14 protein-coding genes are annotated in these 16,329 nt (G+C 62.7%); 13 read left to right on the forward strand and 1 reads right to left on the reverse strand.

Annotated elements, in window-relative coordinates:
- Positions 1 to 127 precede the first annotated feature (127 nt).
- From ACFE72_RS04990 to ACFE72_RS05025, 8 genes are all read left to right on the forward strand, one after another.
- Positions 128 to 823: a TetR family transcriptional regulator gene (locus ACFE72_RS04990; protein WP_375411952.1), complete on the forward strand. Its 696-nt coding sequence runs from the start codon at positions 128 to 130 to the stop codon at positions 821 to 823.
- Between the two features lie 349 nt (positions 824 to 1,172).
- Positions 1,173 to 1,982 (forward strand): ABC transporter permease, encoded by an 810-nt coding sequence (locus ACFE72_RS04995; protein WP_375411953.1) that lies wholly within the window; start codon positions 1,173 to 1,175, stop codon positions 1,980 to 1,982.
- 57 nt (positions 1,983 to 2,039) lie between these two features.
- On the forward strand, positions 2,040 to 3,029 hold the full coding sequence (locus ACFE72_RS05000) for an ABC transporter substrate-binding protein (protein ID WP_375411954.1): 990 nt from the start codon (positions 2,040 to 2,042) through the stop codon (positions 3,027 to 3,029).
- Positions 3,030 to 3,039: 10 nt separating this feature from the next.
- Positions 3,040 to 3,879, forward strand: a complete 840-nt coding sequence (locus ACFE72_RS05005) for an ABC transporter ATP-binding protein (RefSeq protein WP_375411955.1) — start codon at positions 3,040 to 3,042, stop codon at positions 3,877 to 3,879.
- A gap of 8 nt (positions 3,880 to 3,887) precedes the next feature.
- Complete coding sequence (locus tag ACFE72_RS05010; RefSeq protein WP_375411956.1) at positions 3,888 to 5,288, forward strand: hypothetical protein; 1,401 nt, start codon at positions 3,888 to 3,890, stop codon at positions 5,286 to 5,288.
- Positions 5,285 to 6,436, forward strand: coding sequence for a Gfo/Idh/MocA family protein (locus ACFE72_RS05015; RefSeq protein ID WP_375411957.1), 1,152 nt, complete (start codon positions 5,285 to 5,287; stop codon positions 6,434 to 6,436). The genes ACFE72_RS05010 and ACFE72_RS05015 overlap by 4 nt, the downstream gene beginning before the upstream one ends.
- 11 nt (positions 6,437 to 6,447) lie before the next feature.
- The gene (locus ACFE72_RS05020) at positions 6,448 to 7,641 is read left to right on the forward strand and encodes a dihydrodipicolinate synthase family protein (RefSeq protein WP_375411958.1); all 1,194 of its coding nucleotides are present in this window, start codon (positions 6,448 to 6,450) and stop codon (positions 7,639 to 7,641) included.
- Complete coding sequence (locus tag ACFE72_RS05025; protein ID WP_375411959.1) at positions 7,641 to 8,504, forward strand: sugar phosphate isomerase/epimerase family protein; 864 nt, start codon at positions 7,641 to 7,643, stop codon at positions 8,502 to 8,504. The genes ACFE72_RS05020 and ACFE72_RS05025 overlap by 1 nt, the downstream gene beginning before the upstream one ends.
- A 112-nt stretch (positions 8,505 to 8,616) precedes the next feature.
- Here ACFE72_RS05025 and ACFE72_RS05030 read toward each other — a convergent pair whose 3' ends face one another.
- The gene (locus ACFE72_RS05030) at positions 8,617 to 9,846 is read right to left on the reverse strand and encodes a cytochrome P450 (RefSeq protein WP_375412047.1); all 1,230 of its coding nucleotides are present in this window, start codon (positions 9,844 to 9,846) and stop codon (positions 8,617 to 8,619) included.
- Positions 9,847 to 9,960: 114 nt separating this feature from the next.
- Between ACFE72_RS05030 and ACFE72_RS05035 the strand changes: the two genes are divergently transcribed.
- The 5 genes from ACFE72_RS05035 (at position 9,961) to ACFE72_RS05055 (ending at position 16,201) form a co-directional block, all read left to right on the forward strand.
- Positions 9,961 to 10,506 (forward strand): phosphonopyruvate decarboxylase, encoded by a 546-nt coding sequence (locus ACFE72_RS05035; RefSeq protein WP_375411960.1) that lies wholly within the window; start codon positions 9,961 to 9,963, stop codon positions 10,504 to 10,506.
- A complete protein-coding gene (locus ACFE72_RS05040) occupies positions 10,503 to 11,093 on the forward strand; it encodes a thiamine pyrophosphate-dependent enzyme (protein WP_375411961.1) in 591 nt (196 codons plus the stop codon). Before ACFE72_RS05035 ends, ACFE72_RS05040 begins: the two co-directional genes overlap by 4 nt.
- Before the next feature lie 96 nt (positions 11,094 to 11,189).
- The gene (locus ACFE72_RS05045) at positions 11,190 to 11,891 is read left to right on the forward strand and encodes a TetR/AcrR family transcriptional regulator (protein ID WP_375411962.1); all 702 of its coding nucleotides are present in this window, start codon (positions 11,190 to 11,192) and stop codon (positions 11,889 to 11,891) included.
- Position 11,892: 1 nt separating this feature from the next.
- Positions 11,893 to 13,089, forward strand: coding sequence for an efflux RND transporter periplasmic adaptor subunit (locus ACFE72_RS05050; protein ID WP_375411963.1), 1,197 nt, complete (start codon positions 11,893 to 11,895; stop codon positions 13,087 to 13,089).
- A gap of 19 nt (positions 13,090 to 13,108) precedes the next feature.
- The gene (locus tag ACFE72_RS05055; RefSeq protein ID WP_375411964.1) at positions 13,109 to 16,201 is read left to right on the forward strand and encodes a MexW/MexI family multidrug efflux RND transporter permease subunit; all 3,093 of its coding nucleotides are present in this window, start codon (positions 13,109 to 13,111) and stop codon (positions 16,199 to 16,201) included.
- Positions 16,202 to 16,329 lie beyond the last annotated feature (128 nt).

Consider the following 16,329-nt stretch of genomic DNA (forward strand, 5'->3'; position numbering starts at 1 on the left):
CGATCCCGATCCCGCGGCGTCGAGTTAGGTGATGGGTTTCGCAAGCCGCTCGACCCATCCTACAAGAGCGTACTCAAGTCGTCTTTCGCATGCTACATCCGACCCTCTTCATCATCGAGCACGCGTCGTGGCCAAAGCGAAACCAAACTTGAAATGGCAGCGCGATCCCGCGGGAATGCGCTTGCGCATTCTCGAGGCGGCCAAGCAGGAGTTTGCCGCGCATGGCCTCGCCGGCGCGCGGGTCGATCGCATTGCGGCCGAGGCGGGCGCCAACAAGCGCATGCTGTATTATCACGTCGGCAATAAGGAAGATCTGTATCTTGCGGTGCTGGAAGGCGCCTACGAGAAGATCCGGGTCGAGGAGCGCGGGCTCGATCTCGAACATCTCGATCCGCCGCAGGCGATCGAAACGCTGATCGGCTTCACCTGGAACTATTTTCTTCGCAATCCGGAATTTCTGGCGCTGCTGAACACCGAAAACCTCGCCAGGGCAAAACATCTCAAGCGCTCGACCAAGGTGAAATCGATGCATTCGCCGTTTGTCGAGATGATCCGCACCGTGGTGACGCGCGGCGTCGAGCGCGGCGACTTCCAGGTCGCGATGGATCCGGTCCAGCTCTATATTTCGATCGCGGCGCTATGCTTCTTCTATCTGTCGAACAGCGCAACGCTGAGCGTGATCTTCGGCCGCGATCTGTTGAAGAAGGAGGCCCGTGACGAGCGGCTCGAGCACATGGTGGCACTGGTGCTGGCGGCATTGACGGGAAAGTCGGCGGCGGCGTTCACCCGATGCGCCGTGCCCCGGACGCAGCGCAGCGCGTAGCCCTTCGCGGAACGGTGCGCTGCGGAGCCGGGGCCGTATCGCGTATGCACACATCTCGGCCGTCATTGCCGGGCTTGACCCGACAATCCATCCCCTTCGAAACGATTCTTGCGAAGATGGATGGATACGAGGGTCAAGCCCGCGTATGACGAGATGTGTGAATCCAGCCGGGCTTGACCTGGCAATCCATCCCCTTCGAAACCACGCTTGCGAAGATGGATGGGTACGCGGGTCAAGCCCGCGTATGACGCTGAAAAACTTGATGCCGACTACGCCGATTTGACGCCTCAAAAAGGCTGGACAGTATTTATCCAACGGGTTAATTGTTCTGGAAAACAGGGAGGGAAGCGTGGTCGAGCCCGAAGGCCCCGGAAGCGTGTCCAAAGCGCTGAATGCGGCGTGGATTCGGCCATTTTTATTCCTGATTTTCATTGTCGTTGCGTGGGATCTGGCGATCCGCCTGTTCAGGATCCCGCCCTATCAAATCCCGGCGCCCGGCGATGTCGTGGCAGTACTATGGCACGACTGGCCGGAACTGATGGCGCAGGCTTGGCCCACCACTTACGCGACCGTCTGCGGCTTTCTGCTGTCGGCTGTTTTCGGCATCCCCGTCGCGATGCTGATTGCCGGATCGAAGACGGTGGAAAGCTACGTCTACCCGCTGCTGGTGTTCTCGCAGTCGGTGCCGAAGATCGCCATCGCGCCGCTGTTCGTGGTCTGGTTCGGTTTTGGCATCATCCCGAAGGTGATCTCGGCGTTCCTGCTCGGCTTCTTTCCCGTGGTGGTGTCGGCGGTGCAGGGTTTCAAGTCGGTCGATCCCGATATGGTCGATCTCGCCCGCGCGATGCAGGGCAGCCGCGCAAAGGTCTTTCTCGCCGTCAATCTGCCGCATGCGATGCCGGCGATTTTCTCCGGCCTGAAAGTATCGGTGACGTTGGCGGTGGTCGGCGCCGTGGTCGGTGAATTCGTCGGCTCCAATTCCGGCATCGGCTACGTGCTGCAGCGCTCGATCGGCACCTTCGACCTGCCGACGATGTTTGCCGCACTGGTCATCCTGGCCCTGCTCGGCGTCATCCTGTTCTGGATCGTCGACCGGATCGAGCGGTTCGTGATTCCCTGGCATGTCAGCCAGCGCGAGGACGTCATTTTTGCCGCATAGGCGAAAGCAAAAAAGCGGCTCGCAAAGGGCCGCCCAGACACCAACGGGAGGATGGACATGACGCGATTAATGACGGGACTTTCGGCGCTGCTGGCGTGCGCGTTGCTTGCCGCGGCCCCGGCGTCGGCGGCGGACAAGGTCGTGCTGATGCTGAACTGGTACGTCTATGGCGAACACGCGCCGTTCTATTACGGCAAGGCCAAGGGCATTTACGCCGCCGAAAATATCGATCTCGAAATCCAGGAAGGCCGCGGCTCGGCGGCAACCACCCAGGCGGTCGCCGCCAAGACCGCCGACTTCGGCTACGTCGACGTGCCCACCATGATGCGCGCCGCCGTCAAGGGTGCGCCTGTCGTCGCAACCGGCGTCTTGCTGCAGACCAGTCCGATGTCGGCGATGGGGTTTGTCGAGAAGAACATCCGCAAGCCCGACGACATCAAGGGCAAGACCGTGGCGATCACGCCCGCGGATTCCATGACCCAGATCTGGCCATTGTTCCTGAAGAAGACCGGGCTGAAGGAAGCCGATTTCAAGACCGTGGCCGGCGACGGCCAGACCAAGCTCAATGCCGTGATCAATGGACAGGCCGACCTGCTGCTCGGCTATGTCATGGACCAGTCGATGAAGATCAAGGACGCCACCGGTAAGGACGTCTACCCGATCAAGTTCGCCGACTACGGCATCAACATGGTTTCATCCGGCATGGTCGCCAACACCGACTACGTCAAGGCCAACGCCGATCTCGTCAAGCGCTTCATGTCGGCCTCGACCAAGGCGATCGAAGCCGCGGAGAAGGACCCCAAGGGCGCGGCGCAGTCGATCCTCGACGCCAATCCGAAGGGCGGCAAGATCGATACGCTGATACAAGGCTTTGAGCTGACGATCCCGCTTTACCGGACGCCGGAAACCAAGGACAAGCGGCCGTTCCAGGTCACCGATGCCAACATGACCGACAGCGTCAACCTGATGGTCGAGTATGGCGGCCTCGAGGCCAAGGCAAAGGACAATCCGAAAGCGTTCTATACCAACGACTATCTGCCGAAATAGGCCTGAGGGAATGAGCACGGCGGCCACCGGCACCCATCGAACCAGCGCGCATCTGCGCGTGGTGTCGGACGCATCCGCCGACGCGTCGGGGATTCGGATCTCCGGGGTGTCCAAGACCTATCGGGCGCGCGACGGCGACGTGCCGTCACTGCGTCCGCTGGATTTTCATATCAACGAGGGTGAGTTCTTCGTCGTGGTCGGCCCCTCCGGCTGCGGCAAGTCCACGCTGCTGAAAATGATCTCCGGATTGCTGGCGCCTTCCTCCGGTGAAATCCTGGTGGAAGGCGAAAAAGTCACCAGGCCGCACGGCAATGTCGGCATCGTATTCCAGAACTCGCTGCTGCTGCCATGGCGCAACATTCTGGCCAACGTGATGCTGCCGATCGACATGAAAAAACTGCCGCGGGAAAAATACCTGCCGCGGGCGATGGCGCTGCTGAAGATGGTCGGCCTCGCCGGGTTCGAGAAAAAACTGCCGTGGCAGCTCTCCGGCGGCATGCAGCAGCGCGCCTCGATCTGCCGCGCGCTGGTGCATGACCCGAAGATTATGCTGATGGATGAGCCGTTTGGCGCGCTCGACGCCATGACCCGCGAGCGGATGAATGTCGAATTGCAGCGCATCCAGCGCGAAACCGGCAAGACCGTGCTGCTGATCACCCATTCGATTCCCGAAGCGGTGTTTCTGGCCGACCGCGTGCTGGTGATGACTGAGCGTCCCGGTGCGATCGCCGCGATTTACGACGTGCCGCTGGGAAAAAATCGCTCGCTGGATGTAATGGCCGACCCGGTCTTCACCGAACTGGTGCAGCGCATCCGCAAGCATTTCTTTGCCCAAAGCGCGCTGGATTGAGGCCGCCGATGGCACTGCGACTGGCCCTGCGCGACGTATCGTTTTTTGAGCGTCCGGTACCGTTTGTGCGGCCGTTCCGGTTCGGCGCGGTGACGGTCAACGCGTCCACGCAGATTTTCGTGCGCGTCGAAATCGAGGTCGAAGGCAGGGGAACATCGGTCGGTGCCGCCGCGGAATTGCTGGCGCCGAAATGGTTCGACAAGCGCGCGCATCTGTCGTCCGAACAAACCGCCGCCGAACTGCGTCGCTCGCTGCTGATCGCTCGCGATCTGTATCTTGCGCGAAACGGCTTGGAAACCGCGTTCGGCCTGCACGCGACGCGCATTGCAGCGCAGGTTTCAGCTTGCGCGAAAGAGGATATCCCGCCGCTGGCGGCCGGATATGGCCCGGCCGAAATCGACAAAGCGGTTCTCGATGCGCTGCTGCGGTCGCTTGGCCTGGATTTCTTTCACGGCACGGCGGCGAATGTCGCCGGAATTGACGCCAGCCTGACGCCCGATCTGGACAATGACGACATCACGAAATTTCTGGCCGCTCGGCGCCGGCTGGACCGCGTCGCGGTCCGGCACACCGTCGGACTGGACGACCGGATCGACGGCAAGGGCGGCGTCGCGGATCCCGCCGGCAATTCCGGGGCGCGCTATTTCAAACTCAAGCTCGGTGGCGATCCGCCGGCCGATGCCGCGCGCCTGATCCGCATCGGCAAGGCGCTCGAGACGTTGCCTTATGACTACAGGGTGACGCTGGATGCCAATGAGCAATATGCCGACATCACGGCGCTGGGCGCGCTGGTCGGCAGCCTCGATCATGACAGCGCGCTCAAGCCGATCGCAGCAAGACTGCTCTACATCGAGCAGCCGATGCCGCGCGACATCACAATGCATTCGCCGCTGGGGACGCTGACGCGGCGGGATTTCATCATCGACGAAGCCGACGATTCCTATGATGCGTTTCCAGCCGCCAGGGCGCTGGGCTATCGCGGCATCTCCTCGAAATCCTGCAAGGGCATCTACAAGTCGATGGTCAACGCGGCGCGCGCCGAGAAATGGAGCGCCGGCGGCGACAAATACTTCATTACCGGCGAGGATCTCACCTGCCAGGCCGGGCTCGCGGTGCAGCAGGACCTTGCGCTTGGCGCCTGCATCGGCGTCACCCACGCCGAGCGCAACGGCCATCATTATGTCGACGGTTTTGCGGACACGCCGGCAAACGAGGCGCGGGCGTTTCTGTCGGCGCATCCCGATCTCTATGTCCGCGACGGCGACACCGTCCGGCTGTCGGTCCACGATGGCGATCTTCTGACGGAATCGCTGACAGTGCCGGGTTTTGCCTCCGGCGTGCATCCGGACTGGGCGGCGCTGAAGCCGCTTCAAGCCCCAACAAAAACCCTGCAGGAGCAAACCCTATGACGACGCAGCGCCTCGGCCTGATCATGAACGGCGTCACCGGCCGCATGGGGCTGAACCAGCACCTGATCCGCTCCATCATCGCGATCCGCGACCAGGGCGGCGTGCGGCTGTCGAACGGCGACCGCATGATGCCCGATCCGGTCCTGGTCGGCCGCGACGCCGACAAGGTCGAGCGGCTCGCAAAGCAGTTCAACGTGCAGCGCTGGACCATCGATCTCGACGAGGCGCTGAGCGACACCGAGGATACCATCTTCTTTGACGCTGCTACCACTCAGGCGCGTCCATCGCTGCTGACAAAAGCGATCAATGCCGGCAAGCATGTCTATTGCGAAAAACCGATCGCGACCAACCTGCGGGAAGCGATCGACGTTCTGAAGCTGGCGAAGGAAAAAGGCGTCAAGCATGGCACCGTACAGGACAAGCTGTTCCTGCCGGGCCTGAAGAAGCTGGCGTTCCTGCGCGATTCCGGCTTCTTCGGCCGCATGCTCTCGGTACGCGGCGAATTCGGCTACTGGGTGTTCGAGGGCGACTGGCAGCAGGCACAGCGGCCGTCGTGGAATTACCGCCAGGAGGACGGCGGCGGCATCATCCTCGACATGGTCTGTCACTGGCGCTACGTGCTGGACAATCTGTTCGGCGAGGTCGAGAGCATCTCCTGCCTCGGCACAACCGATATTCCCGAGCGCTGGGACGAGAAGGACAGGAAATACCAGGCGACCGCCGACGATTCCGCCTATGCCACCTTCAGGCTGAAGGGCGGCGTGATCGCGCACATCAACATGTCCTGGGCGACGCGGGTCTATCGCGACGACCTCGTGTGCTTCCAGGTTGACGGCACCCATGGCTCGGCGGTGGCGGGCCTGACCGAGTGCATGATCCAGGCGCGGCAGGCGACGCCGCGGCCGGTGTGGAATCCGGACGAGAAGCGCACCCACGACTTTTATGCCGATTGGCAGAAGGTTCCGGAGAACGCAACCTATGACAACGGTTTCAAGGAGCAGTGGGAAATGTTCATCCGCCATGTTTGCGAGGATGCGCCGTACAAATACACGCTGCTCGAAGGCGCCAAGGGCGTGCAGCTTGCCGAATGCGCGCTGCAAAGCTGGAAAGAACGCCGCTGGATCGACGTGTCTCCCATCAAGGTGTGAGGACCAGGACCATGAACAAGCCGGTTTTGCCGATGTCGTCGTTGTCCGTGAGGCTGCCGAAGGCGGACCGATCGATCGAGACCTATCGCCTCGCGGCGTCACGGACGTTTCCCTCGAAGCTCGAGGGCACGCTGAACCGGGTGGCGTTTTCGGCGGCGCATGTGGTGTCCGATCCCCTGGCCGATGTCGACCCCTGGCTGACTGCCGCGATCGACTGGGACAGCACCATCGCGTTCCGTGAACACATCTGGGACCTCGGCCTCGGCGTCGCCGAGGCGATGGACACCGCGCAGCGCGGCATGGGACTGGACTGGCCGACGTCGCTGGAGTTGATCCGGCGCTCGGTGGCTGCTTCGAAGGCGCGCGGCAACGCACCGGTGTTCTCCGGCGCCGGCACCGACCATCTGGCGCCGGAAGACGCAAGGAATATCGACGACGTGATCCGCGCCTATGAGGAGCAGATTGCCGCGGTCGAGAAGGCCGGCGGGCGGATCATTCTGATGGCGTCGCGCGCGCTGGCAAGGATCGGCCGCCGCGCGGACGATTATGCCAAGGTCTACAACCGAGTGCTGAGTGGGGTCCGCGAACCGGTGATCATCCACTGGCTCGGCGACATGTTCGATCCGGCGCTGACGAATTACTGGGGTACCGCCAGCCTCGACCAGGCATTGGACATCGCGGTCGGCATCATCAATGCCAACGCCGCCAAGGTCGACGGCGTCAAGGTCTCGCTGCTCGACAAGCAGCGCGAGATCGACATGCGCCGGCGGCTCGACAAAAACGTGAAGATGTATACCGGCGACGATTTCAATTACGCCGAACTGATCGCCGGCGATGCACAAGGCTTTTCCCACGCGCTGCTCGGCATCTTCGACGCCATCGCGCCGGCGGCTTCCTATGCGCTGTCGCGGCTGACGGCTGGTGATGAGCAGGGCTTTCACGATGTACTGGGGCCGACGGTGCCGCTGTCGCGCCATATCTTCAAAGCGCCGACCCGGTTCTACAAGACCGGCATCGTATTCATGGCGTATCTCAACGGCCATCAAGCTCACTTTACGATGGTCGGCGGCCAGGAGAGCACGCGCTCGACGCTGCATCTGGCCGAACTGTTCCGGCTGGCGGACCAGGCCGGACTGCTTTCCAATCCCGAACTCGCGACGCGGCGGATCAGGACGGTGCTGGCGGCGCGGGGCATCGAGGCCTGATGCGGGATTTTTCCCAGGATCATCGCTGGCTGTCGTTGAACACCGCCACGGTGCGCAGGCAGGGCGACCTCGCTGCGATCGTCGAGGCCTGCGCGCGCCATGGTATTCGTGCCATCGATCCGTGGCGCGATCAGGTTGCGGCCATTGGTCTCGATCGCGCGGGGCGCGCGATCCGCGATGCCGGGCTGGAACTGTCCGGCTATTGCCGTGGCGGCATGTTCGTTTCCGACGCCGCGCATCGCAGCGACGCGCTTGACGACAACCGCCGCGCGGTCGATGAAGCCAAGGCGCTGGGCGCGCCGTGCATCGTGCTGGTCGCCGGCGGCCTGCCGCAATATTCGCGGCCGGGCAGCGCGCCTTCAAAGGACATCGCACAGGCGCGGGCGCAAATAGACGACGCCATTGCCGGAATGCTGGACTATGCAAGGCAGGCCGGCCTGCCGCTGGCGATCGAGCCGCTGCATCCGGCCTACGCCGCCGACCGCGCCTGCGTCAACACGACCAAACAGGCGCTGGATATCTGCGACCGGCTCGATCCGGCGCGGTCCGGCATGCTCGGCGTCGCGCTCGACGTCTATCACATCTGGTGGGATCCGGAGCTGATGCCGCAGATCGCGCGCGCCGGGAAGGACCGCCTGCTGGCGTTTCACGTCTGCGACTGGCTGGTGCCGACGAAGGACATTCTCAACGACCGCGGCATGATGGGCGACGGCGTGATCGATATTCGCTCGGTGCGGGCAGCGGTGGAGGCGCAGGGTTTTGCCGGTTATTCCGAAATCGAGATTTTTTCCGACGACTGGTGGGGCAAGCCGATCGACGAGGTGCTGCGGACCTGCATCGAGCGGCACCGCACGGTGGTGTGAGTTTTGTTACCTCGTCATGGCGGGCCTGTCCCGGCCATCCACGTCTTTCTTTTCATCGATGCGGTTGAAGACGTGGATGCCCGGGACAAGCCCGGGCATGACGAACTTGAAGTCAGGCCACGCATGGCACACTGGAAAATCCGCGAAACCGTACGCGTCCGCCGCGCACCGGCGTGCCGGTCAGTTGATAGCCTGGAAACCGCGCCAGAAATCGCGAGATCGCAATTGCGCCTTCCAGCCGCGCCAGCGCCATGCCCGCGCATTGGTGCGGGCCGGTGGCGAAGGCGAGATGCCGGTTGGGTGTGCGGCCGACGTCGAGCGTTTCCGGATCGCTGAATTGGGCCGGATCGCGGTTGGCGGCGCCGATGCACAGGGTAACGAAGGTGCCGGCCGGCATCCGTACGCCGCCGATCTCGGTTTCCGCCGTGGTGACGCGGTTGCCGAGCTGGTTCGAGCTTTCGTAGCGAAGGAATTCCTCGATTGCCGTTTTGATCAGCGCAGGATTCTCGACCAGCCGTTTCTTCTGCGCGGGATTGCCCGACAGCGCAACCAGCCCGTTGCCGATCAGATTGGTCGTGGTTTCATGGCCGGCATTGAGCAGGAAGATGCAGTTGTGCAGCAATTCATTCGCGGTCAGCCGCTCGCCTTTCTCCTCACCTTGAATGAGTTTCGTCAGCACGTCGCGCTCCGGATTTCCCGGCTTGGCGCGACGCCGTTCAACCAGGATTTCCAGATAACCGATAAAATCCCGGATTGCCTCGTTGCCGCGTGCAAACACCTCAGGCCCGATCACCGGCTCCAGCGCGCCCAGGATCGCCAGCGACCAGTCGCGCAATGGTTCGCGCTCGTGCTGGGGGACGTCGAGCAGGTTGCCGATCACCTGAATGGGTATCGCAGAGGCAAAATCCTCGATCAGTTCGAAATGGCCTTGCTCCCGGCTTTTCGCCGCAAGACCGTCGAGCAGCCGGTCCACCAGCGCGATCAGGCCCGCCTCCATCTCGGCGATGGCGCGCGGCGACAGCGCGCCCATGATCAGCCGCCGCACCCTTGTATGAACAGGCGGATCGTTGAACACGAGGCTGGTGGTGTGGTGCTCGTAGAGCAGCGACCTGCCGTATTTCGGCGCGAATTCCTTCTTCTTGTCCGAACTGAAGAGTTTTGTGCTTTTATAGATGCTGGCGAGATCGTCGTAGCGGGTCAGGAAATAGCTGCCGTTCGGCAGCCGCTTCACCGGCGCGTGCTCCCGCAGTGCACGATAGGTCGGGTAGGGGTTGGCGACAAACTCCGGCGTCAGTTTTTCGATGTCGAAGCCTGCCGCCAGGTCTCGCGCGCTTGCATCCATGCTGCCATACTCTTTCAGTCGGACCGACATGCCGTTTTCGCTGTTTCGCAACCTGTCAGCCCGGCTACAGTCCGCCTTCGGAATACAGCCTCGCCGACCTGACTGGAAATGAAAATGCACGCCCGCGCCGATAAGCCAGCCGAAAATGCGCAATCCTGGCCCGATGACATCTTCGGGATCCTGCAACGCTTCGATGTCCGTCAGGTGCCCTATGTGCCCGACGCCGGGCACTCGCGGTTGATCGACCGCGTACTGGCCGCGCCTTCGATGCGCGCCGTGCCGCTGACGACGGAGGAAGAAGGCGTGGCGCTGCTGGCCGGCGCCTGGGCCGGTGGCCAGCGCGGCGTGCTGCTGATGCAGTCCAGCGGCGTCGGCAACTGCGTGAACATGCTGTCGCTGACGCAGATTTTCCGCTTTCCGTTCCTGACGCTGGTGACGATGCGCGGCGAATGGGGCGAGTTCAATCCCTGGCAGGTCCCGATGGGATCGAGCACACAGGGCGTATTCGAACTATCCGGCATAAAAGTGCTGCGGGCCTCGTCGCCGGACGAAGTGGGCGACGTCATGGAAGCCGCCGCCGCTCAGGCCTATAACGCCTGCACGCCGACCGCCGTTCTGCTGTCGCAGCGCCTAATCGGCACCAAGGTTTTCGTCAAATGAGCAAGACCAATCTTCTCGAACGGCGCAGCGTTGTTTCCAGCCTGCTCAAGGACCGCAAGGACGCCGTCGTGGTCGGAGGCCTCGGTGCTTCGACCTACGACATCACCGCCGCCGGCGACCACGACCGCAACTTCTATCTCTGGGGCGCCATGGGTGGGGCCGTGATGATCGGGCTCGGCGTCGCGCTGGCGCAGCCGGAACTGCCGGTGGTGGTGATCACCGGCGACGGCGAAATGCTGATGGGAATGGGCAGCCTCGCCACCGTCGGCCTGCAGAAGCCGGGTAATCTGTCGATCGTCGTGCTCGACAACGAGATCTATGGCGAAACCGGCGGGCAGGCGAGCCACACCGGGGCGTCGACAGATCTGGTCGGCATCGCCCGCTGCTGCGGCATCATGGATGCCCGCGATCTTGCGACCATGGCCGAGATCGAGGCGTTTGCGGCCCAGATGCACGACATCGGCAGCGGTCCTCGCTTCGCCTCGGTCAAGATCGATCCCGCCAATCTCGAGCGCGTGCTGTCCAACCGCGATGGCGCGTTCATCGTGAACCGCATCCGCGGGGCGCTCGGGTACCGGCCGATCTAGCCATCCAACCCCCCGATGTCGTCCCCGCCTTCACGGGCGGAGTGTGCATCGCAGCATTTTCCTTGACATCGGCTCAAGTGAGTGCTTACTCACAATATGAGCACACTACGCATGACCAGCGATTTGCGCCGGGAATTGATTCTGAGCGCCGCGAAGCGGTGTTTTGCGCGTAACGGGTTTGCCGGTACCACGACCAAGAGCGTGGCCGCCGCTGCCTCCATATCGGAAGGTTTGCTGTTCAAGCATTTCCCGACCAAATCGGCGCTCTATGCGGAAATTCTCGCGGAAGAGTGTCAGGCCGATCCGGCCCTGAACAAATTGCTGGGATTGGCGCCGTCGACGGAAACCCTTGTTGTGCTGGTTTGCGGCATGGTCGGGCATTTCCTGCAGGTCTCGCACGCGCCCGATCAGGAAGAGGCGCAGCGTTTGCGGCTGATGACCATCAGCCATCTGGATGACGGAGAGTTCGCGCGGTTGCTGTATGACAAAATCGGCGGCCTGATCGGGCCGGCGTTCACGGCTTCGCTGGAGCAGGCCGTGGCGACGGGAGACGCGGCGCGGGTTGGCCGGGAACCCTTGAATCTGTTCTGGTTTGCCCATCACGCGGTGCTGATGATGGCGCTGACCCAGCTTCCGGCCATTCCCTGCCTGTCCTACGGCGAAGCAGCCGGCCTCGAACGGCAGGTGTGCGAATTCATCCTGCGCGGAATTGGATTGAACGAACCGGCAATCGCCCTGCATCTGGATCGTGAATTGTCTCCAGATTTCGAGCTTCCGGTAGCTGCAGAAAGTGCATGACATGACGATTGCCATGGAAAACAACACGTCGGCGCGTTCGGGGATCGAAGAAAAACCGCGGCACCGCCCGGTTCGCGCGAAGCGCTGGTTCATCATCGTCGGCGCGCTGCTGCTGCTGCTGGTGGGCGGTTTCTATGGCTTCAACGCGTTCCGCAACAAAATGATCGCGCAGTTCTTCGCCAACAACAAGCCGCCGCCGATCACCGTCGCCGTGGCGGAGGCGAAATCCGAAGTCGTTCCCAACTTCCTGACCGCAGTCGGCGATCTTGCCGCCGTGCATCAGGTCAACGTCACCTCCGACGTCAGCGGACGCATCACCGACATCCTCTTTACGGCAGGCTCCCAGGTCAAGGCGGGAAGCCCGCTCGTTCAGTTGTTCGATGCCCCCGAACAGGCTGACCTTGCGAGTTTCAAGGCCCAGGCCACCGTGGCGCAGCTATCGCTCGACCGCGCCAAGCAGCTCGCGTCGCGGCAGTTCGGACCGCAGGCCACCGTCGATACCACGCAGGCCGCGTTCGACCAGGCCAATGCGGGCATCGCCAGGTCCCAGGCGCTCATTTCCCAGAAACTGGTGCGGGCGCCGTTCGACGGCGAACTCGGCGTGCGTCACGTCGAGGTCGGCCAGTTCCTGACCGCAGGCACCCAGATCGTGACCTTGACGGATCTCTCCGCGGTCTATGCGAATTTCACCACGACGGAAAAGGACAGCGCGACGCTCAAGGTCGGACAGACCGTGCGGGTCGTGGTCGATGCCTATCCGGGCCGCAAGTTCGAAGGCAAGATCACCACCATCGAGCCGCAGATCAACACCGACACCCGCAACATCCGCATCCAGGCCACGATCGACAATCCGGAGCGGATTTTGAAGCCGGGCATGTTCGCCACCACGACGGTGGTGCTGCCGGACAAGCCCGCCGTCGTGACCGTCCCGGAAACGGCCGTCGATTACACGCTCTATGGCGATTCGGTTTACCTGATCAAAGAGACCAGGACCGACGACGGCAAAACCAGTCTGGCCGTCGCGCGCACCTTCGTACGCACCGGCGATCGGATCGGCGGGCGCGCGGTGATTGCCAGCGGCCTGCAGGCCGGCGATCGCGTGGTCGCCGTCGGACAACTCAAGCTGCAATCGGGCTCGGCGGTGGTGATTTCGACCGATCCGCCGCCGCCGGTGCCGGCAAAAGCGCCGCTGAACTGACCAGGACGGAGCGCCTGTAATGGCCTTTACCGATATTTTCATCAAGCGCCCGGTGCTGTCGCTCGTCGTCAGCCTGCTGATCCTGCTGATCGGCTTCAAGGCCGCGACCAGCTTGCCGGTGCGGCAATATCCGAAACTGTCGAACACAGTGATCACGGTGACGACGGTGTATCCGGGTGCGTCGCCGGACCTGATGCAGGGCTTCATCACCACGCCGATCGAACAGGCCGTGGCCTCCGCCGAAGGCGTCGACTACATGACGTCATCGTCGACGCAAGGCCAGAGCCTGATCTCGGTCTACGTCAAGCTGAACGTCGATCCGAATCAGGCGCTTACCGACGTGCTGTCGAAGGTCAACTCGGTCAAATACCTGATCCCGAAAGAGGCCAACGATCCGGTCATTCTGAAATCGACCGGCCAGACCACGGCGGTGATGTATATCGGCTTCTCCAGCGACGAACTGTCGGGGTCGGCGATCTCGGATTATCTCACCCGCGTGGTGCAGCCGATCCTGTCGACGGTCAACGGCGTCGCATCCGCCGATATCCTGGGCGGCCAGACCTTTGCGATGCGGCTGTGGCTGGACCCGATGCGGATGGCGGGCCGCGGCGTGTCGCCCGACGATGTCGCCGCGGCCATTCGGGCCAACAACTTCCAGGCCGCCGCGGGTCAGACCAAAGGCTATTTCATCGTCTCCAACGTCACCGCCAACACCGATCTGCAGAACGTCGAGCAGTTCAAGCGCATGACGATCAAGGCCAAGGACGGCGGCTTCGTCCGGCTGCAGGATATCGCCACCGTGGAGCTTTCGGCGCAGAGCACCGACGCCAGCGTCGCCTTCAGCGGCGAGCGGGCGATCTTCATCGGCGTGCAGGCGACGCCGCAGGGCAATCCGCTCAACATCGTCACCGGCGTCCGTGCGCTGTTTCCGGACCTGGAACGCAATCTGCCGCCTTCGCTGCACATGAAGGTTGCCTATGACTCGACCAAGTTCATCCGATCGTCGATCGATGAAGTGGAAGCGACCCTGATCGAGGCGGTCGGCATCGTCGTCGTCGTCATCTTCCTGTTCCTGGCCTCGTTCCGCTCGGTGATCATCCCGGTCGTCACCATTCCGCTGTCGCTGATCGGCGTTTGCAGCCTGATGCTGGTGATGGGATTCAGCATCAATCTGCTGACGCTGTTGGCGATGGTGCTGGCAATCGGTCTGGTGGTCGACGACGCCATCGTGGTGGTGGAGAACATCCACCGGCATCTGGAGGAGGGCAAACCGCCGGTGCAGGCGGCGCTGCAGGGCGCCCGCGAAATCGTGGGGCCCGTCATTTCGATGACCATCACGCTGGCGGCGGTTTATGCGCCGATCGGATTCCTCGGCGGCCTGACCGGCGCCCTGTTCCGGGAGTTCGCCTTCACCCTGGCGGGCTCGGTGATCGTATCCGGCGTGATCGCGCTGACGCTGTCGCCGATGATGTGTTCGGTGCTGCTGAAAAACGACCACGGCGGCTGGTTTGCAAAAAAAGTCGACAGGGTGTTCGGCGCCACCACCCGGTGGTATGGCCGGCGGCTCGACCGTTCGCTCGATTACCGCCCCATCACCGGCATGTTCGCGCTGACCATCCTCGGCCTCGTGGCGTTCCTGTATATGAACACGTCCAAGGAGCTGGCGCCTGAAGAGGATCAGGGCATCGTGTTCGCCGTGGTGAAGGCGCCGAAATACGCCAATATCGATTACACCGATTTCTACAGTTCGAAGATGGACAAGGCTTTCGCGGCGTTCCCGGAAACCGATCTGCGTTTTGTCATCAACGGCACCGCGGGACCGAGCAACGGCATCGCCGGCATGCTGCTGAAGCCGTGGGACGAGCGCACGCGTTCGTCGATCAAGCTGAAGCCGCTGGTGCAGGCCGAGCTCAGCAAGATCGAGGGCGTCAATGCCTTCGCCTTCAACCTGCCGCCGTTGCCCGGCGGTCCCGGCGGGTTGCCGATCCAGATGGTGATCAACTCCACCAACGGTTTTCAGCAGGTCTATGAGGAGATGGTCAAGCTGAAGGACGCCGCGCGCAAGAGCGGGCTGTTCATCGTCGCGGACAGCGACCTCGACTTCAACCAGCCGGTGGTGCGTGTGAAGATCGACCGCTCCAAGGCCAACGATCTCGGCATCACCATGGCGCAGATCGGCGGCACGCTGGCGACGCTGCTGGGCGGCAACTATACCAATCGCTTCAATCTCGAAGGCCGGTCGTACCAGGTGATCCCGCAGGTGCCGCGCGGCTTGCGGCTGTCGCCGGAATCGCTTGCGAATTACTACGTTCCGACGCTCTCCGGCCAGCAGGTTCCGCTGTCGACGCTGGTGTCGGTGGAGACCGGAACTGATCCCAACGCGCTGACGCATTACAACCAGTTGAACTCCGCCACCTTCCAGGCGGTGCCGATGCCGGGCGTGACCGTCGGTCAGGCGGTGGATTTCCTTGAAGCGCAGGCGAAGAACCTGCCTTCCGGGTACAGCCATGATTATCTCGCCGACTCCCGGCAATATGTGCAGGAGGGCAACCAGCTCGCGATCACCTTCGGCTTCGCGCTGATCATCATCTTCCTGGTGTTGGCGGCGCAGTTCGAGAGCCTGCGTGATCCGCTGGTGATCATGATCAGCGTGCCGATGGCAATTTCCGGGGCGCTGATTCCGCTGTTCTTCGGCGTCGCGACGATCAACATCTACACCCAGGTCGGGCTGCTGACGCTGGTCGGCCTGATCAGCAAGCACGGCATCCTGATGGTGGAGTTCGCCAATGAGCTTCAGTTCAATGAAGGTCTCGACAAGCGTTCCGCAATCGAGATGGCGGCGCGGGTGCGCTTGCGTCCCATCCTGATGACCACGGCGGCAATGGTCACCGGGCTGCTGCCGCTGTTGACGGCATCCGGCGCGGGCGCGGCCAGCCGATTCTCGATCGGCCTCGTTGTGGTCTCCGGCATGGCGATCGGCACGCTGTTCACGCTGTTCGTGTTGCCCGCCGTCTATGTGGCTTTGGCCACCGACCACAGGGCAGGGGCGGATTCGCGGACCAGAGAGATCGCCGATCTCGATCTCGGCCCCAAGGCGCTGAAGGCGACGTAAAGCGCATTCACGCGCGCGCGATGCGGACCCTCGCAGCTTCCGCATTGCCGGGCTTGATCCTACCGGATTCACACATCTCGTCATACGCGGGCTTGACCCCGCGTATCCATCACCTTTGGAAGACTCTT

This window comes from uncultured Bradyrhizobium sp. (assembly GCF_964252615.1).
In the GTDB taxonomy this organism is placed as follows: Bacteria; Pseudomonadota; Alphaproteobacteria; order Rhizobiales; family Xanthobacteraceae; genus Bradyrhizobium.